The sequence below is a fragment of the Lysinibacillus sp. A4 genome (genome assembly GCF_024919535.1).
In the GTDB taxonomy this organism is placed as follows: Bacteria; Bacillota; Bacilli; order Bacillales_A; family Planococcaceae; genus Lysinibacillus; species Lysinibacillus capsici.
Genome location: NZ_JANWTB010000005.1, coordinates 400,071 through 420,538, shown reverse-complemented (window position 1 = coordinate 420,538; position 20,468 = coordinate 400,071). Strand labels below are relative to the sequence as shown.

Sequence of the window (20,468 nt, the reverse complement as noted above, 5' to 3'; positions counted from 1 at the left end):
ATTGACCAAGCAGCATTCAATAAAATTACAGAGTACATTGAAATCGGTAAAGGCGAAGGTCGTTTAGTAGCTGGTGGTACAGCAGACGATTCAGTCGGCTACTTCGTACAACCAACTGTGTTCGCGGACGTAGATCCTTCTGCTCGTATTATGAAGGAAGAAATCTTCGGACCAGTGGTAGCCATTGCAAAAGCAAAAGATTTCGACCATGCGATTGAAATTGCAAGCGATACAGAATACGGTTTAACAGGCGCTGTTATCACAACAAACCGCATGAACCTAGAAAAAGCGCGTGAAGAATTCCATGTAGGAAACCTTTACTTCAACCGTGGCTGTACAGGTGCAATCGTTGGTTATCAACCATTTGGTGGCTTCAACATGTCAGGTACAGATTCAAAAGCAGGTGGCCCAGACTACCTACAACTGCATATGCAAGCAAAAACAACTTCAGAAATGCTTTAATAATTATTTCAATAAAATGCCGTACATTGTTTCTTAGTAAGCAATGTACGGCATTATTTTTTTGGGGGTAACACAAACGACATATATAATAGAAGAAACTCATGTGAATTTCGGTTCACTTTTCTTCCCCTCTTTAAAACTAACCGTCACATCAAATTATAAAAGCATACTTATTGCCTATAAAACGCTGGTATATTTTATGGCATTTCTAACATTTGACCCTTATCTTGATTGTGTAACTTTGTTAAAATGATATCAGTTTAGGAGGGTAAAACTATGAAAAAACTATCAATTTTTATGTTACTCATGATGCTTGTTAGTCTAGTCATTTGGCAGCCTCAATCTGCCTATGCAGACGAGCTATCAGGACATATGCATGAAAGTGGTCTACGCTATTTAATTCAGAAAAATGCATTACTGAAGGATGCAAATGGAAGCTATCGTCCAAATGCTACGGTTACACGCGGTGAATTCGCCACATACATAGCAAAAGCATTAAATTTGGACACAAAGAACGAGATAACGTTTACAGATGTGTCAGACACATATTTATTTGCAAATGAAATTAAGCTTGCTGCTACTGCTGGAATTATTACTGGCTATACGGATGGCTCATTTAAACCAGATGACCGTATTTCAAGAGAGCATATGGCAGTTATGCTAATTAGAGCAGTTGATTATTTAAAAATACCAAAAGGTACTTCTTCTATTACCTTCAAAGACAATGCAACTATTTTTAAAGATTTCCGACAGGATGTTGCAATCGGTGCGCAATTAGGACTTATTAAAGGAAGCTCCAACGGCATGTTTTTACCTAGAGACAATGCCACAATTGGTGAGGCATCGACATTTATTCTACGGTTAATTCTTCTTGCTGATCAGGTTGACGCTGGTAAAAATGAAAACAATGGTAACTCCGAAAATAACGGTAATACCAATAATAATGGGAACAACAATAATACTGGTAATAACGGTCATACTACCGCCTATATCGTCAAAGAAGTTTCCAATGGTAACTTGGTAGACAAACAAACCTTTACTAGCTTTGAAGCAGCAGAAAAGGCGATGACGACTAGTTCCTTAGTGATTACTCAAAATGATAAAATTATTAAAATGACTTCAGGTTATGTTGTAACGAATAATTATGTTGCTCTAAATTCTGAAACGATTAAGGATCAAATCGCAGTTGCTGGTAATACAGAAATGGAATATCTAGGTAGCGATGCCACACAAGTAAAAGTACGCTTAGCTGGTCATACTGGCTATTTAAAGCAGGCTGACGTTACCTTAATTCCTTCTGCTTTAGTGAAAGGCCGTTCTTATTACACAAATGAGTACGGTGAAATAAAACATACTTTGTATGATTATAAAACTAATAAATATTCTGCTAGTTACGTGTATGGAAAGGCACCTAGCTTTATGAAGCAGGGTGAGAAATACTTTAGCTGGGATGGCATCAACTTTACCAATGCTGATGGTTCTTCAAAGGGAGAAGCCTATAACTACTATCAATTCTTACCAGCTCGTGCAACAACTCAATATACTGTAGAAGAGCTAGATCAATATATTGTGGGAAAATTAGCAGAGGTTGAAAGCTCAGGTGCTACGATTTATAAAAATGCCACAACTAAAAGTAAACTACTTGGTTTAGGTTCTGTATTAAAAGAAGTGGAAGCCAATTCTCATATCAATGCTATGCTTATTTTATCCTTAGCACAGCATGAGAGTGCCTATGGTATGAGTGATCACGCTCAAAATCTAAACAATCTATTTGGATTATATGTCTATGATACAAATCCATTAAACAAGAAGTTTGATAGTGTGGAAGCCAATATTAATGAGCTAGTTGAAAAATTCCTTCAGCCAAATTATATTACGCCAGGTGGACGCTATACGAATGGTGCAGTTGTTGGTTCTAAGGCTATCGGCTTTAACGTAAAATACGCTTCAGATCCATTCTGGGGCGCAAAAATTGCAGGACATTACTATCGTGCAGAAAAAGCTTTAGGCTTTAAAGATGCGAATAATCCTTATAAAATTGCTCTCACAACAACAGCTGGACTAAATGTTCGTGCAGATGCATCAACAAGTCAAAGTCCACTTTTCACATTTAGTAAAAGTAATATGCCTGTCATCGTTACAGATACAAGCTCAAATGGTTGGTATCAAGTTGTTTCCGATAAACTAAACACTGAACCTGGATATATAAGTAAGGATTATATTAAATTCATCAATACCGTGAAATAGCGTAAATGGCTGCCTCTTATAAAGGAGGCAGTCATTTACTTTTTTTGATAAAGTCACTAGCGGAAAAAGGCCGTTTCATAAGGCAGGAGGTTGATTTCCGTTCCGCCAGGTTCTCATCTGTGACGCTAGTGACGCTGGCTCCACTCCAATCATATGTGCAAATGTGTCTTTTCCTTATCTTTGCCGTAGCGATCAATTTAGCCCATTATTTGTATGATTAGAAAAATTTTATAGCTAATTTTATCAATTAGTTTGTCTTTCTCTTATGTGGGTATATAGAGAATAAGAAAAACGATCCCAAAGGCTCGTACACCTTTGGAATCGTCTCTTTAATCAATTATTGTTTTTTATAGTATTGCAAAATACCATTATAAATAGATTCTGCAAATAATTTAACGTATTGATCATTTGTCATTTTACTGTTATCCTCTGCATTCGTTAAGAAACCAAGTTCTACTAGAATAGACGGGATCACCATATTACGAATTACGTAGTATTGCTCTTGCTTGACACCACGATTTTTCATATTTAAATTGTTGACAATTTGATTATTAACATATGTCGCTAAATCAATGTCTTCCTGATACATATCTCCTGTAGATATTGCATAATATGTTTCAGTACCAGACGCTGACGTATTAGCAGCAGAGTTGACATGAACACTTACAAAAATTTCACCATAGTTTGCTTGAGTAAAGTCTACACGATCTTGTAAGGATGGATACGTATCACCAGTACGTGTCATATAAACTTTTGCACCAGCATTCTCTAGTAATTGTTTCACTTGTGTGCTGACTTTTAATGTAATGTTCTTTTCAGAAGCAGAGCCCTTTACTGTACCTGGATCTTTACCACCATGACCTGGGTCTAGGATGATAATACGATTTTGTAAAGGTTTAGCTGTTTGATTTAATAGTTTCAAATAAGACTTGTGAACATAGCCTGTTTGGCCATTATAGGTGATTTCTGCCCAGTAACCATTGATGTTATTAACTTGGACATACTCCCCTTTATTCAGCTTAAATAACACGGCTGATGTAGAGTTACTTTGACTGCGAACATTTAAATTAGCCACTGTGACTCTACCTAGCACATCACCAGAAGCTGGTGGCGTTGGATCTGGATTTGGATTCGGATTTGGATTTGGCTTTTCTTCTTCCACAATATCCGTAGTGCTATTCGCTACAATATAACCTGGTAAACCATTTACTTGTGTTAAATAGTAGCCACCAATTGTTTTGTAAACAGGAAGCTTTTCGTTCGCTTTAATCGATGAAATGACTTTTGCTGAAGATGTAGGCTTCACATATAAATTGACAGCATTTTTTGTCGTTACTTCTTTTTCGACTGTTCCTAACGCATTGCCATCTGCATCTACAAATTCTGCATATTGCTTATAGATATAGGCATATGCGCCTTTATAAGTAACCTTTAGCCAATTACTTTCAACAGCGTAGACTGATAATTTACCGCCTGTATTGACTTTGCCCACAATGTTCGTGCTTGAAGTAGAATCTTTTGTCTTACGGATGTTTAACCCATCTGTAGTGACCTTCACTAAGCCAATGACTTGTGATGTATCTGGAACTTGTACACCTTTTACAGGAAGCTCTAAGCGATATTTTTCACTGTTTGCACGTGCAACGAATAGTGAGAATTGGGAACGTGTTACAGTGCCATTCGGTAAATACGTATTCCCTGTTCCGTTGGTAATGCCATTATAATAGATTGTATTGATGTATTTCACATATTCATGTGTGATTCCTACATCAGTAAAAGGTGAGTCAATCCCCTCATACTCACTAGTATCTAAATTAAAAGCCTTTGTTAATACATAACTCATTTCTCCACGAGTTAGAGGCTTATTTGGTAAGAATTGACCTTTTATATTTTTGTCGAAAAATCCTAGCTGTACAGCACGTTCTATATAACCTGACATTTCAGTGCCGACTGTCACATCTGAAAAGCTAGATTTATTTACCACTAATGGTTTATTACCAGAGGCAACAACAACCATTTTGGCTGCTTGTCCTCTTGTTACACTATTATTTGGGCCAAAGACTCTCTTACCATTCACAAAGTAACCTTGAATTACCCCCAAATTTACTAAATAATTGATTTCTTCATAGGCTGGGTGATTTTTAGTAACATCTTCAAATGTTATATTCGAATTGTTAGCTGCACTGACACTTGCACTATGTATCGTAAACATAGAAGCCGAAATGAATAAGACGCACAAGATAAGACTAATTTTTTTGATGTTCAATGTCTTATTTCCTCCCTTCTTGTTCTCTTAACGTGTCCATTTTAACAAAATTAGCTAAATAAAGCATCATACAATAGAACTGTTAAAATTTAATTTTCCAATTCACATCCTTTCCTACAAAATTATCATAAAAATAGAAGAGTCTGCTATTGCAAACCCTTCTTCCATTATACGCTATTCAAAAGATCATTTCTTGCAATCTATGACACAATTAAAGTGTTAACTTTATGAACTTATTGTTGGATTCTTTCAATAAAAACTTTTAATTGTTCGATTTTTAGTAATTCATCGGAACCGAAGCTACCGTCTCCGTCACCATTTGTAATGCCATTTGACGCTAGAGTAGAAACATATTCATTAGCCCAGCTCTTTTGAGGCACATCACTAAATGCTACACTTCCACCATTATTTTCAAGACCAAACGCTAACACTAATACTTTAGCAATTTGGGCACGCGTAATCGGTGAAGACGGGTTGAATTTACCATTTGCATCGCCTTCAAAGATACCTAATTTTGCTACAGCTGCAATAGCACCTGCATGCGCATATGTAGGTTTTACATCTACGAAACTAGTAGTAGTATCAGATGTATCTAAGTTTAAAGCTTTTGCAATTTGTACTGCTACCTCTGCACGAGAAGCATATACGGAAAAGTCAATAGCTGCTTGTTTTACTTCAGCTTGTTGTTGAGCATCAAATGTTGCCACACGTTTAGCACCTACATAACGATCGCCCCAATAATATGGGTCATTAACATTTGAGTAGCTTACACCTTGACCAGTTTGAGAGTGGATCATTTTACCATCACCTATGTATATCCCCACATGTGAAATACCACTACCACTTGTATTGAAAAATACTAAATCGCCAACTTGAAGATCACTTTTGGCAACTGCAGTACCTTGTTGATATTGAGATCCTGACGTACGGTTTAATTGAATGCCTAAGTCTGAAAATACTTTAGAAGTAAAGCCAGAGCAATCAAAACCGCTAGTTGTAGTACCGCCATATTTATATGGAACACCTAAATATTTAGAAGCTGTATCAGTTAAATCTGCTTTAGACGCTGCTTCAGCAGTATTAATATTAGTAGTTGAAAATAACATAAATGATGCAAAAATCGGTAATAACCATTTCTTATTCATACTTTTGTTATACCCCTCTCAAAACTTTTTTGCCTATACATAGACTATCACAAAAGAGGCGAATGTTATTTTTCAATTGTGTAACGGTTTTAGACAGCAAAAAAACGCTGTAATACCAACGTTTGGCGGTATTTCCAGCGTTAAAAAGGGGATTTTTTTATCGTAATTTGGAACTTTCGTAACATTTCTGTAATATTAGCGATTCTTTGTTACACAACAACTTATTGACTAGAGAACATTTGGACCCAATAGTAATTTCCTTTGCTATCCTGTGCTATTGCAACACCTGTGTTCGTATAGTGCTCTTTTAAAATATTATCTCGATGGCTAGGTGAAGCCATCCATGCCTTAACAGCAATTTCAGGAGTTTTAATATTTCTAGCAATATTCTCTCCAAAACTTGTATAGTTGTAATCAAATAATGTCGCTAAATCCCAAGGTGCTCCATAAAATGGAGAAACGTGTTCAAAATAATGGCGATTTACCATGTCCTGTGCTTTGATAATGGCAATTTGTGTAAGTTCCGAATCATAAGCAACAGGTTCTAGCTTATTCTTCTGTCTTTCAACATTTATTAATTCAATCACCTTTTTTGACCACTCAGAAGAAAGGTTTACAGTTGGGATATAATCCTTTGCTAGATAGTCATAGGCTACTTCCAACGCCTTAATTTTTTGTTGAAAAGCCATGCTACGCTCAACAAATACAGCAAACTGCGCACGTGTTACCAATTGGTCAGGAGCAAAATGCTTAGCATCTACCCCACTAATAATGCCGATATCTGCTAAGGATTCGATATAATCTTTTGCCCAATGCGTACGTGTAATATCCGCAAATTGACTGTTATTTTTGCTATCTACCCTAAGTTGATACGCAAGAGCTAGCATTTTTGCCACCTGCATACGCTTTAAAGGCTCTTCTGGATGAAAGGCATCACTTTTTTGAATAACTCCCAGTTTAACAAGCTGGCAAATTTCCTTGTAATATGGATGCGTTGTAGGAACGTCCTTGAATTTTACAGGGTTCTCAATGTCAATGTTTGTTTGAAGGGATCGAGCAATGGCAGCAGCAGCCTCTGCCCTTGTAATAGCTTGCTCTGGCTTAAAAGTGTTGTCGTTATATGTAGTCATATATTGTTTTGTGAGCATATGTTGAATCGAAGCATTTGCCCAGTATGAATTTGTCACATCTACTGCCTTAGCAGACGCTGCTTCTACTTGACTAAAACTAGTTAAACTTCCTACGGTTGCAGCTATTGAAAGTACCATTATACTCAATAATTTTTTCAACAGGGCGACCTCCTCACGTTGGCAAAATAAAAATGTATGAATGGTACCTCCCCATCAAAGCGACCATTTATACTATAAGATACGAATTTCAGATGATATAGTTTCACTTTTTTGGAAATTAATATTAGGATTCATTTTTTCTTACTTATAAAAGGAGTTTTCCCGTTATATTCATTGGGAAAACTCCTTTTTTATCATACTATTGAATCATTTTAAGATAGTCTTCTAGAATGCGGTAATTATATACTAAGCCCTGTTGCTCAATGGACAAATTACTATAATCTTTTTGAGCTGCTAGCACTTTTTTCTCGAATGATGAGCTATCTGGATCAATATTGCCGATTGCTTGAACAACTTTGAGAACGGCAGCCACATCTTTTTCAGCCTGCTTTAAGACATCCTCATTAATGACCTGTCCTTTAATTTTAGAGTCCAATGCCTTATAGGCAGCAACGGCATTTGCCACATCTTCAATATACGTCGACGAGCTTGGAGACAGTCCCGCTATGATCTCCACAACCTTCTTCACATCAGCTAAACTTTTCTCTGCTTCGAGTAAAAGAGAATAATTGGAGATACGTTGTTTATCTGTCGTATTCAAACTATCATATTCTTTACGCGCCGCTTCCACCATGCCAAAGTAATATTTATCCTTTGGATTCAATTTAGCAATATTATTATAAACCTTGATAACATTATCTAGCGAAAGCAATAGCTGGTCGTTATAAACATAGCGACGTTGATCCGCATTAAGCTTATCATAGGCTTTTAAAATCTTTTGGTATTGGCTATTCATATCTTTTGCCGTTAGTAATCGATCGATATCTTCTACAATACTCATTACAGGCTTTATTAGCTTTTCCTGATCTTGTAGCACTTTATAATTTTGAACAGCCCGTTGCTGATCTTTTGGTAAAGCATTGTATGCAGCACGGATTTCTTGAATACGTTTCACATACTGCTTTGGATCAATGGACGGTAAGTCATTAATCATTTGCATAACATTTCCAGCACCTAAAATACTAGACTCAGCTGCTTGCAATAAGTAGTAGTTGGTCACGTATTGCTTCATATCGTCAGGTAGTGCATCGTAAAGTGAGCGTGCTCGTGATGTATCTTGAAGGAATGTGTTACTTGAAGATTTTAGTTTACTAATTAATTCCATCACACTAGAGACAGGCTCAAATTTTAAGAGAATATCAATATTATCGATGTATTTTTTTTGCTCCTTCGATAGTTTATCATACGCTTTACGTGCTGAGTTTACCTTACTAACAAAGCTTGTTGATTCTGGGTCTAATTCATTAATTTGAACCATCACACTTAAAATTGGTTTAACTGCTTTTTCACGAGTTGTTAAATCTTTAATATTCGTCACTAATTTCTTTTGGTTAGATGATAGCTTATCATATGCTACACGAGCATTCATCAGCTTCGTTAAGTAGTCTGCATCTTGCACTTCGGTTAAGTTAATTAGCTCGACTACACTCTGTGCTAACCCCTGTTCATTCTCTGCTGCTACCAGTGCATCATAGTTTACGATCGCTTGCTGCTTCTCTGCTGGCAAGGAATCATAAAGCTCGCGTGCTGTTTTCATATCTTGATAGAAAGTTTTACTCGTTGGTTTTAACGACGCAATAAGACCAATCAAGGAAGCAACATCCTCTACAGCAGTGAGATTAGCATAGTTTGTTACACGCTTTTGGGAAACTTGATCAAGTGCATTATAGGCTTTACGTGCATCAAGAACCCTTTTTGTATAATCCTTATTTGTTGGATTTAAGGCATCAATCATTTGAATCACCTTGATTACTGCCTTGTTATCCTTTTCATAGGAGCTTAACATTTTGGCTTGCTCCACTAGCTTCTGTGCGTTCTTATCCATTGCTTTATATTCTAATGTAAGTTCGGCTACCTTTTTGACAAATGTGTCAGGGCCTTCATTTGCTAAGGCTATAATACGGTCATCAAATGCTTTGGCCGTATTGATATAGCCTTGTGCGTTTGTTAGGTGAACATAATTGATGACCTCGTCTTGAAGTTTTGGCTCTATATTATTCAATGCGTTATAAGCACCCGTTGCCTTTTGCACATCATCTTTATAGGTCTTTTTTGAAGTATTTAAAGCATCAATTTGAACAATAACATCTATAACAGGTACTTTTTTACTCAAGCCCTTATAATTTAAAACAAACTCCTGATTAGCATTATCTAGTTTGGAGTAAGCCGTATAAGCTGATTTTGCTTTAGAAATATAGCTTTTAGAGGAAGGATCCAATTTTTCAAATTGAGAGATGACATTAACAACCGATTTATAGGATTTCTCTAAATCTGTTAGCTCTTTAATATTCGTTACGCGCTTTTTAGCTGTTGGTGATAACGCATTATAGTTTGCTCGTGCGGTTAATATTTTTTCAATAGCTATATTTTTATCTAGCAGATCAATTTCCTCTATAACTTCTTTTACCGCTTTTTCTTCATCAATTAAAGCATCTATTTTTACAATCAGCTGTGTTTTTAAATTATTAAGAGCTTCTTCATAGCCACTACCTTGTGCATCTAATTTATCTACTTGGTTTCTTATTGCGGCAAGCTGTGCGCTGTAATCTGCTGAAGGTTTTAATGTATTGATTGTTTTTGATAGATCAGCGTATTTTTGAAACAGTGTTAGTTTTGCAGCTCCTTGCACTAACGCTTTATCATTTTCATTTAACTTGTTAAAGGCAGTCCAGGCAGAGAGTGTCTTACTTTCAAAAGTTTTTTCAGCTGGATTTAAGCTATCAATTAACTTATCTACCTTTAACGCAGCACCTAAATTTTTCTCCCACGCTGTCAGCTCGGCTAAATTACTGACGATTTTTTTTACATTGCTTGGATTGATTGTTATTCCAGTTGGAGCAGGTGGATTATCATAAGCTGCACGTGCTGCTTTAATGGCAGCTACTTTTTCACTGTCTGCTTTAGGCTCAATCAATTTTATAAGGGCTTCGATACTTTCAGCCACAGTAATATTGTCAATTGATGATTGTAATTCACTCGCATTTTTAACAAATTCTTTATTAATTGTTAGGCCGTTGTATTTTGTTTTTAGCTCATTAACTGCAATACGATAAGCGTCATCTTTGGATACACGTAATGTAGAAATGCTTTTCGAAATATTGGCCGCCTGACGATATTGTTCGATGCTCTTATATTCTGTTTCTACTAAATTTTTAGACGCTGCATCCAGATTATTGTAGGCTTTATCAATTGCTGCTACCGCATTAATTAAGCTTGATGCTGAAGTGAAATCTGCTGGCTGTTTGCCTTTTAGCTCGGCAATACTAGAAGTCACTTTTTCTAGAGCAGACAAACCTGCTAATGCATCCTTATACTTTTTAAAAGGTGTAACCTTATCATCATTTGGATTGTACGCTTCAATTACTTTCTTTTGCTCTGTTGTCAACCCATTATAATTCGCTGTAAAACTATTTATTTTAGGCAAAACAGCTGAGTAATCTGAGGATTTTTCCAATAACTCAACTAACAGAACTAATTCTGTAGCTACTCCTTCTGCTTTAGTCGCATCCACTTTTAACTTATTTAATTTGTCAACATCCATTCCCTTGCCTTTAAAGTAGGCATTGCGTTCTGCATCAGTATAGCCGTATTGTAAAGAAGTGCCGCGAATTGTACTGGCAATGTCTTTTGCATTATTCACTAGCGCCTCATTGACAGCTGCTTCAAATTCCTTTTGAACAGTTACATACGCTTTTAGATTATCCGTGCCAATATTTAAAAAGTTATCATATTTCCTATCGTATGCGGCTACCTCTGCAATAAATGTTTTACTTGTAAACGAGATTCCCGTCATTTCTTTTCCTAATTTTTGTAGCTCACTTAATAAGCTACGCTGCTCCTCCACATAGCGATACTTCGCTTCAATAAATGCAACTTCGTGTTCATTAAAGCCTGCTGCACTTAAAACTTGAAGATCTCCTTTTGCAATGACCATGTCATCAGCCGATGAGTTCTCTGACAGCTTACCAAATTGAGCAATAAGCTGCTCTCTTGTCGTGGCAGCCGCTACCTCATTCATATAGGCAACTTGCTCTGTATGTGTTGTGACGCGAGATTGTGCATCATTTTCCTGTGCGTTCGCTATAGCCGTAGGTGCCAATAAAAGACCCGTTATGACCCCTGCTGTCAATTTTCGATTCAATCGAACCACCCTTTCATCGTTTATGTATAGGAAAATGATTGTATTCATTTTCATTTAGAATTTATGACTTTAGTATCGGTGTAAATTGCTTGATTTCAAGCCATTCTAATATATTTACAAAATGAGACATATCAAAAGTAATTTTTCTAAATTACTAGCTAGAAAAACAGGAAGTTATTTCAATTATACTATACAATGGTGTTATATGAGGTTTTCACCAATCGACATATAATAAGAAAATATGTTTTTTCGAATTTATTGGAAAAAAACAGCTTTTTTCATATGTCATAATATCTTTACAAGGTGTATACTACAACTTTGATATCCTATTTTGGAAGAAAGGACGCTGTTTTATGTTTTACCATTATAAGTTCTGGCATAGCTTAAAAAATCCTACCTACTTTACTAGCATCGTAGAGGAAGGCGAGGTCATCGGATATAAAAAACGAGTACTAACGGTGTTCATTCTTTTCATCCTGTTGTTTGCTGCTCGCGAATATTGGGGAATGGGGACAGAAAATTTAACATCCTTATTCGCAATGGATTTACAAAATGAATACTATGTAGCACGTATCCTTTCGATGCTTGGTGCCGTTTTATGGGCAATCGTCTATTTTTGCTTCCACTATTATGGTGTTACCTATCTATTACATCTATTAACGGACATTCCTTATAATTGGATAAAAAAAGTCCAGCTTTATGTTGTAGCCTTTCTATTAATTGAAAAAGCAATCCTCTTTGCTGTTTTCTATGCAGTAGGCTATACAACCATGTTTTCTTTCTTCTCCTTAGCTCCTGCTGCCCTACAGGTGATTGAAACAGATTTCGTGTTATTTACCCTCAATCAATTGACGGTAACAACGGTTTTAATCACTATTGTACAGTATCTCTTCTTATCAAAATGGGAGGAAGAAGCTAGTAGAAAAATGTTAGTAGTCAAATTGATTGGAGTACAGCTATTTATGGCCATATTTGTTGGTTTGATTAGTGTACTACCAATTAAAGAATGGATTGCTAGGGGGTTAGGATGATGGCATTTCTCAAAACAAGACCATGGACAACTACGACCATCGTGTTAGCAATGCTAGTAATCGGCATAAATGCTTATTTTGTCTTTAAAGATAATAGCAACGTGACACGATCCTACTTTATCGATGAATTTCAAAAAGCTTATATCGGCACGAATACAGAGCGTCTTCATAAGGAAACGATTGTAGCACCTGCTGAGACATACACGATTACTGCTGATGCAACTAACTTATCAGCTGTGAATGTAAAGCGTGGCCAAGAAGTGATGATGAATGATGTACTTGCTACCTATAAAACGGATGAGGTGGATGAGGCGTTAACAAAGCTTGAATCTGAACGCACTGCCTATGAAACAGAATTACAAGATTTACAGGATGCACTTGATCAAATTGAGGATGAATATGGAGACGATTCAAATCCAAAAAGCTCCATTAATACGGATCAAATCAATGACAAGCTATCTGTAACGCTAAAATTAGAGCTTGCTCAACAAAATTCAGCATCTACAGCAGTTGCCCTGTTAAATCGACATATTGCTGAAACAAATCGTCAAATTGCGTTACTTGAAGCCCAAATTACACAAATTCAATCTCGTCAGGGTATTATCAGCCCTATTGATGGTGTGGTGGCAGCGATTAAGGAAGAAGCTGGTGCGCTAACTTTTGAAATCTATTCGAATGAAAAAGCAATGTATGCCTATTTATCAGAAAAGGAATGGCAAAAGGTGGAGGAAGGACAAACTGTAGATTTCAAGGTGAAGCATGTCAAGGATGATCTATCTGGCATCGTATTAGAAAAACAAACGATTGCTACTGACGATCAGACAGTTTGGGCAAATGAGCTAGCTAAAACGGCTGCCTTGCCACAACCAACTAATTATGAAGTGACCTTACAGCAGGATGCCCCACTTGAGGACATTCCATTTTCAACAACTGGCAAAGCCTCTATTATTGTTAACGAAGCATTCGATTCTTATAAAGTCGATAAATCGTGGCTAGCTACAGCTAAAAAAGGGAACAAAAAATTGTATATCATCAATCAGGACGGTAAAATACAGCTAATTGATGTCAATGTGCAATTTAAAACGGCTAAGTCAGCTATCTTTATGGATTATCTTGATGAAGGTACGCCAATGCTTTCGAATGAGAAACGTAATCTCGAAGCCTATACCTTCAGAACATTACCTGTTGAGAAAATACATTGGAGCCATTTTAAAGAGCTAACTTGGAAGCAATATGTGAAATATATCGTTTTCTAATCTAAAACCGCCTCGTCCTTTTATGGACAAGGCGGTTTTTTTGTTAGAAAAGAAGATAACACTAAAAAAACATTTAGCAAAGCGAGCGATGGGTTGATTTCCGTGCCGCCAGCGTCCTTTCCAGGGGGCGTCCGATGAGCCGCTTCACTCACTTACGTTCGCTCCAGGGTCTCATCTATGACGCTCAATCCCCTAGGAGTGTCGCTGACTCCACTCCAATCAACCTCTCTGAAAATGTGTCTTTCCTTTTCTTTCATACTAACAGTAGTGAAAAATGGGGAGAAATGTTGAGTGACAGCACTTCTCAATAAAATGATTAGTGAAAACCTTTATAAAAAGTTGTGGGTTGTTGTGCTTTTCGCTAGCCCACAGGTAAGCAAGCAACGGATATCCACTTCACCTTTCACAAAAATTCTGTTAATTGTTTTGTTTTTCAAGACAACATAAAGAATCCTCTGTAGCTGTTACAGAGGATTTGTCTTCTTTATTTTAATGATAAACATCTATTTAAGAAGCTTGCAAATTGAGACCGTGTAATTTGTGCATCTGGTCTAAATGTGTTATCTGGGAAGCCGCCAGTTAAATCATTTGCGACAAGTGCTTGGATATGGCTGTACGCCCAATGTGTTGATTTCACATCTGAGAAGCTTACTTTGCTTGTACCTGTTAATTTATAGGCCCTTGTTAAAATGGCAGACATTTCAGCACGTGAAAGCTGTCCGTTTGGATTAAACTTCCCTGCCTCTTGCCCTTTAATAATGCCAGCCTGCTCAACTGCGGCAATGGCACTGTATGCATAATGGCTCTTACTCACATCTTTAAAGCTGGAATCCTTCGTTGTAGTTAGATTTAAAGCTCTAGCGATGATCGTAGCTGCCTCAGCACGTGTAATGGATGCCTCAGGTTTGAACGTTCCATTTGAGTATCCTTTAATAAGAGATTGATCGTATAAGCTTTGGATTTCGGAAAATGCCCAATGCCCTTTTGTTACATCTGTATAAACTAATTCCACATGATTGTCTTTATATACTGCTTGTAATTGATCGAAATACAGCTGACCTTTCTTTTGAAGAGAAGCTGTTGGCTGAGCAACATACAAACGTTCGAATTTTAGTGGCTGTGGTAGATCACTTGGAATATCTGCCGTCACGTACTTCCACCCACTCCAGTCTAAACCGCCCTGACTTGTGAAATCAATTGTATGCTTAGCTCCAGCACCATCAATCACAACGCCTCTTAGCCAATGCTTACCAGCATCGCCAAATACCCAAAGACCGATATTTTTAGGCTGCCCTGAAATAGTAATTGGTGTTTTCGCAACCATATAGGCTGCTTTTGTGCCTGTACCTGCTGTTGTAAAATCATAGTTTACTTGTAAGCTAGCAGTTCCCTGTCTAGCATACTCTTTAGAGCTTGCTAATGAAGCATTGGCTTTCGCTGTTTCTGTTGTCCAAGAAGAAGTATTATCAAAGCTATCTAGTACAATTGGTTTCTCTGCTAGATCTACTACTTTCACAGCCGCAGACGTACGAATTCCATCATACTCCCCAATAATTTTCCCTTCACCCTTTTGTGTTGCTGTGAAGGTTGCACCGTCCATTTTGCCGATATTTCCTTCAACTGTCCAGTTCATATTTGCTGGGTTGATGGTCATTGGATTCAAGTATTGATCATAAGCCCTTGCAACTTGCATATCTACAGAAGATCCTTTCATTACTTGACCAACACTACTTAACGTAATTGATTTTACTTTCCCTGGTGGCGCTGTATTCACTACCTGTAAAATGGCAGATACACGACGTTCACTACCTTCTGACGGTCTATTCACTAAATTAGCGAAATAACCTCCTGGATTACGCACCACCATTGCTGTAGAGCCGCCCCCATCTAGGTTAATAGCCGAAGAAGCACCCACTGAAATTAAATGAGCAGCTAAATCCGATAAATTAACACCATTACTATGACCACTTATGCGACCATCAATCGTCACAAGAGATACCTTTGTACCTGTAGCATCTATAGCTACTGCTGTACGCGGACTACGTGTAGAAGCAAACCCTGAATTCGTTGGCATAGAAATATCCACTTTGCCGTTACGCACAAGCATTGGTCCAGCAGCTAAAATGAACTGTGCATCCATCCATTTTTGATCGATCGATAAGCTGACATCCACGCTTGTACCTGCTGGAATGCTACTTAATTCAGCGGCTAACTCTTTATTTTGTACAGAGATAACAAAGCCATCTGCTGGTACAGAAGAGTTACCTTCTGCTCCATATGCTGTTACATGAGATACTGTACCTGAGAACTGATCACCAAAATGCAGGGTGCTTGTATCTTGGCTAGCGCCTGACACAACAAGTTCTACACCCCAAGTATTTGTCCCTGTTGATCTTTTTTCTGGTGTATATAAAACGTTTTTATTTGTTCCTCGTTCACTATTAATAAGATCAATAGGATAGCTTTTGCCATTCACTTGGAAAGTTAGATTTGTAGAATAATAATCTGCAATCGCTTTCCCTGATTTCGATAAACCAAATGCAACTGGCTTTTGTGTTGGACTATCATATGTATCTCCCAAAATACCATAGTTCACAATTTCATTGTTTTCTGCTAACAAGTTCGCAGGCATACCATTTCCTAAAAAGTAAGAGGCATTGACAGCCCCAACAACACGATGCCCATCAACTGTGTTTTGCTTAGCCATCGCTGATGTTGTTTTTAATGAATTAATAGGATTTGGCATACCAATTTCTAGTTTTGTATATGTATTATTTAAATTAACATCTAAAACATTTACAAACTGACGTATTGAACCTGACGTATAGTTTTGCTGTGAATGTATTACCTGTGGTGAAACCTCTGTTTTAACTTCACTGACTTTATTGCCTAAACCAGCAGCTTGTCCATTGATGGGGCTAACTGTTAGTGTAAGCATGAAAAGGACTACAATAATCGTTATTAGTTTTCTTGCCATTTTTCACTCCGAATTAATTCAAAGTATGGCACGTACCAAGTCACATGGCCCGTGCCAGTGACTTTTTTATTTTGTTTCTACATAGATTGCTACTGGAAGGTTGACACCACCAGCATGCATTAGCTCTAATTCAATTGTGTCTTTCGAGCCCTTCATCTTAAAATCTGGTAATTCAACATACTCTGCCCCGACTCTTAAAGAAGGCACTAAATACACTTTGCCATTCACCTTAATCGCTCCGCTGTATAAACCTCCTCGACCAGCCAACTTCAGCTTAATCGTTTTTGTAGAGCCTGTTGGATTGACAACAGGAATAGATACTTTATAGTTCATACCGAAGTGACCTGGGTTCCCAACCGCTCCATTGATTTGAGAAAGTGAATTTTCAGCCGTTTGAAGATGGTCTGTACGGCCATTGGAAATGTTATAGCCTACTTCAGGCGAATCTACAGTATAGGCTGGTAGCTCTGCTAGAATTGAAGCACTTGGCCACGCACCTCTTGGGTGTTTCGCATACTCATCAACCGCAACCTGGTCCGAATGGATGGTTGTTAAATCCGTATTATCCTTTGAAAGCACTGTACGTATTGTATATTCTGGCTTTCCACCATTGACTGCTTGAATATCTAAATCATGTAAAAAACCAATAATATAATCATAGTGTAGGTCATATGTTTCAATTAGCTTCGTTTCACCTGGTGCGATAACAATGCCACTACTCTCTGATTTTTTTAGTTTATTATTTAATTCAGCATCAGCAATTGTTAAACCAATATCATGACCTACCCAGCTATTACCTGTTTTTTGGTTAATGCCTTTCGAATCAGTCACTTTAATGCTCTCTGTCATAGACTTGTTTTGAACAGTAATACCAATATTGACATCTGTTCCTAGCGTGTTATAGTGCCAGCCAAAGACACGGTGCTTGTTCATTGCTTTCGTTGGCTTCACGTCGTATTGTGCAAGTGTTACATTATTTATTGGTACAAGCTTGCGTGTTAATGTTTCTGGATTATCACTAATAAATAGATCACGATCCCCTTCTAAACGAGCAGAAGGAATAACCTCTGGCGATGACGTAGTGCCGTATGATTTTTCAAGGAAAGAGCTTGTATACATATAACGATATACATAAATATACATTTCTTTTTTTTCTGTGATATAACGCAAATTCCCGCCTAATGCATCCACTAGAAACTTAGCAGGAACATACATTTTGCCTTTTTGTATAAATGGCTTTTCGATCATTGTCACTGCCTCATTGTTAATCAAAGCCTGATTGCTGTTATCATTGAAAATAAAACTCATACCACCAATTAGCAATTCAAAGGAACCATCAGGTTGCCAAGTGCCAGATGAATCATCTAAATAATCATAAATATAGCTAGCAGGTAGATATGTTCTTCCATCCTTTGTAACAATCGGATCTTTCATGACAATACGTTTGTTATTGATATGTAAGATATATGGGTCTTCCTGCGGTGGTGCTGTTGTTTCATCTGATAATGTAATATCTACCGATTGAGTAGTCTCATCCCAATTAACAACACCATCAAAGTTTTCGCTGACGAAACGTAATGGCATGTAGGTACGATCCTTATACATAAATGGCGCAACATCCATTGCAACCTCTTGACCATCTACTAAAGCCGTATTCGAATCAATCGTTAAATCAACCATCTTACCATTGCGAATCGCCGATGCCGTCAACGTTTCCTTATCCCAATCCACACTTGCACCAACCGCTTCATACAATGCACGCATTGGTAATAATAAGAAATCCGATTTATTTAAAATAGGATCATTGACTTGAATCGTCTCTCCATTAATCGTAATCGAAACATTGTTTTTTATCTGAATTCCATTGTTACTAGTAGCTGATGCAGACGCTTGTCCTGGCAAAATCGTAGCCAACGCAACTGCTGATACAATACATGTAGTCTTTAGTTTTCTAAACATCTCAATCTCCTTTTTTCCTCTTAAAATCGTCTCTACCATCTTAACATGAACAAAGCCCAAAATGTGGGATTTTTATCGAATAAAGTAGAATTCGGTACTAGAGTGCTAGCCTTTCTCCTTCAAAAGCTTCATATGGAACAAATGATATTCTAAAATACCATGATTATTTTCTATAAAACTTATTGCCTCCCTCTGAATCCTTTTATATAATCACCATCCCACTGAATTTTAAAGGGTTGAAGCTAACTTTTATCAAACTCAAATCGACCTATATATGAGACGTATTTGATAGTAAACTTCATTATCTGAATTCATTAGTACATCCAGTAACGCTATTTTCTTAAGTAGACTCATTTATATTAAAAAAGTTACATAAACTTTTGGGTAATCATAAAAGAAAATGAATAATGTGAGGATTGTTGTCTTCATAAAATTCGCTAGGGTGGACGAGGTTTATACTGATTGAGACAATATGAACGGGTTGAAAAAAATTGGTTCGTTATTAATACCTTAGACTAGCGATAGCAAAAAACTCTGCCGCTATCACAGAAATCTCTTGAAATATAAGGTAAGCATCAAAGTGAGATTAATTACGTTCTTTGTAGGATATTAACTTCACTTGCATAAAAATGTAATTACAATGCAAAAAAAGTTGTAGATATATTATTTATAGATTATTTTTATCGTATATGGGAAAAAATAATCAAATTGGAAATATACTAATTGTATAGTATTATTTATATAAAAATATTGGAGGATTCACAGTGAAAAAAATATTATTATCTTTGTTAATATTTATATTAACTATTACCTTGGTAGCACCAAGCAGTTTTGCATCCGAAAAATATGAGGATGTAAAGAAAGGGGATCCACATTATGACACAATTATGTATTTGATTGAAAATGGGCTTATGCACACTCCCATTGTATTAGTTGTCAAGGGAAAGATATACTATGGTGCCACACATTTTTCACCTTCAAATACAATGACAAAAAATGAGGTTGCCCTTGCATTAGTTCAGGCATTAAGTTTAGAAAATGAATCTTACTCTAACCCAGGGTATAGCGATGTAAATGAAAGTGATTATGATTTCTCAGCTATAGCCATTACCACTGAAAAAGGGTTTTTTAAAAAGGAAAAGAATTTTAATAGGGATAAAGCAGTTACTAGAGGTGAATTTGCAGCTATTCTAACGAAAGCGTTTGAATTTAGTGGTACTTCAAAAGTGGCGTTTTCTGATGTCCCAAGTAAACATCCATATTATAAGCATATCCAGGCATTAGTTTCGAATGACATCACAGCCGCATCAGGTAAATTTTATCCAAACAATGCTTTAACACGCGCAGAATTTGCTACATTTATTGCCCGTTCGTTAGAGCCAAAGTTTCGTCTAAAGAATTCGAAGTACAGAAATGATATATGATTCAGTAATGTAATGAATAAAATGGCATCTAATCAAAAAAATCAAGTACAGTAACTATTGAAAAGTTGGAATAAAAACACTCAAACACATTCTAAAGTCGTATATTATGAGGAAACCAATCGTTTTAAAAAAATAATCGATATGCTCCATACTTTGGGATATATCGGTTATTACTATCTGATTAATGAAGGATACGAAGGTTACAACTTAT

Annotated in this window: 11 protein-coding genes; 5 read left to right on the top strand and 6 right to left on the bottom strand. The window is 36.9% G+C overall.

The window, feature by feature from the left end:
• Positions 1 to 462 (top strand): aldehyde dehydrogenase family protein (locus tag NY607_RS13110; RefSeq protein WP_259419842.1); only part of this gene is annotated, 462 nt, incomplete at its 5' end.
• Positions 463 to 738: 276 nt separating this feature from the next.
• On the top strand, positions 739 to 2,709 hold the full coding sequence (locus tag NY607_RS13105; RefSeq protein ID WP_237899303.1) for an S-layer homology domain-containing protein: 1,971 nt from the start codon (positions 739 to 741) through the stop codon (positions 2,707 to 2,709).
• Between the two features lie 337 nt (positions 2,710 to 3,046).
• Here NY607_RS13105 and NY607_RS13100 read toward each other — a convergent pair whose 3' ends face one another.
• From NY607_RS13100 to NY607_RS13085, 4 genes are all read right to left on the bottom strand, one after another.
• Positions 3,047 to 4,975, bottom strand: a complete 1,929-nt coding sequence (locus tag NY607_RS13100) for an N-acetylmuramoyl-L-alanine amidase (protein ID WP_131520823.1) — start codon at positions 4,973 to 4,975, stop codon at positions 3,047 to 3,049.
• A 233-nt stretch (positions 4,976 to 5,208) separates the two neighbouring features.
• A complete protein-coding gene (locus tag NY607_RS13095; RefSeq protein ID WP_009371892.1) occupies positions 5,209 to 6,120 on the bottom strand; it encodes a C40 family peptidase in 912 nt (303 codons plus the stop codon).
• Between the two features lie 221 nt (positions 6,121 to 6,341).
• Positions 6,342 to 7,409 carry a CAP and S-layer homology domain-containing protein gene (locus tag NY607_RS13090; protein ID WP_131520821.1) on the bottom strand — a complete coding sequence of 356 codons (1,068 nt, stop codon included), beginning with the start codon at positions 7,407 to 7,409 and terminating at the stop codon, positions 6,342 to 6,344.
• A gap of 199 nt (positions 7,410 to 7,608) precedes the next feature.
• Complete coding sequence (locus tag NY607_RS13085) at positions 7,609 to 11,619, bottom strand: cell wall-binding protein (protein WP_259419841.1); 4,011 nt, start codon at positions 11,617 to 11,619, stop codon at positions 7,609 to 7,611.
• Positions 11,620 to 11,963: 344 nt separating this feature from the next.
• On the opposite strand from NY607_RS13085, the gene NY607_RS13080 reads away from it, so the two are divergent.
• Complete coding sequence (locus NY607_RS13080) at positions 11,964 to 12,641, top strand: hypothetical protein (protein ID WP_131520819.1); 678 nt, start codon at positions 11,964 to 11,966, stop codon at positions 12,639 to 12,641.
• Positions 12,641 to 13,897, top strand: a complete 1,257-nt coding sequence (locus NY607_RS13075; RefSeq protein ID WP_259419840.1) for an HlyD family secretion protein — start codon at positions 12,641 to 12,643, stop codon at positions 13,895 to 13,897. Before NY607_RS13080 ends, NY607_RS13075 begins: the two co-directional genes overlap by 1 nt.
• 484 nt (positions 13,898 to 14,381) lie before the next feature.
• Here the strand turns inward: NY607_RS13075 and NY607_RS13070 are convergent, their stop codons facing one another.
• Together NY607_RS13070 and NY607_RS13065 are read right to left on the bottom strand one after the other, a co-directional pair.
• Positions 14,382 to 16,874 carry an S-layer homology domain-containing protein gene (locus NY607_RS13070; RefSeq protein ID WP_259419839.1) on the bottom strand — a complete coding sequence of 831 codons (2,493 nt, stop codon included), beginning with the start codon at positions 16,872 to 16,874 and terminating at the stop codon, positions 14,382 to 14,384.
• Between the two features lie 66 nt (positions 16,875 to 16,940).
• Positions 16,941 to 18,833, bottom strand: coding sequence for a stalk domain-containing protein (locus NY607_RS13065; RefSeq protein ID WP_131520816.1), 1,893 nt, complete (start codon positions 18,831 to 18,833; stop codon positions 16,941 to 16,943).
• 764 nt (positions 18,834 to 19,597) lie between these two features.
• On the opposite strand from NY607_RS13065, the gene NY607_RS13060 reads away from it, so the two are divergent.
• Complete coding sequence (locus NY607_RS13060) at positions 19,598 to 20,257, top strand: S-layer homology domain-containing protein (protein WP_259419838.1); 660 nt, start codon at positions 19,598 to 19,600, stop codon at positions 20,255 to 20,257.
• Positions 20,258 to 20,468 lie beyond the last annotated feature (211 nt).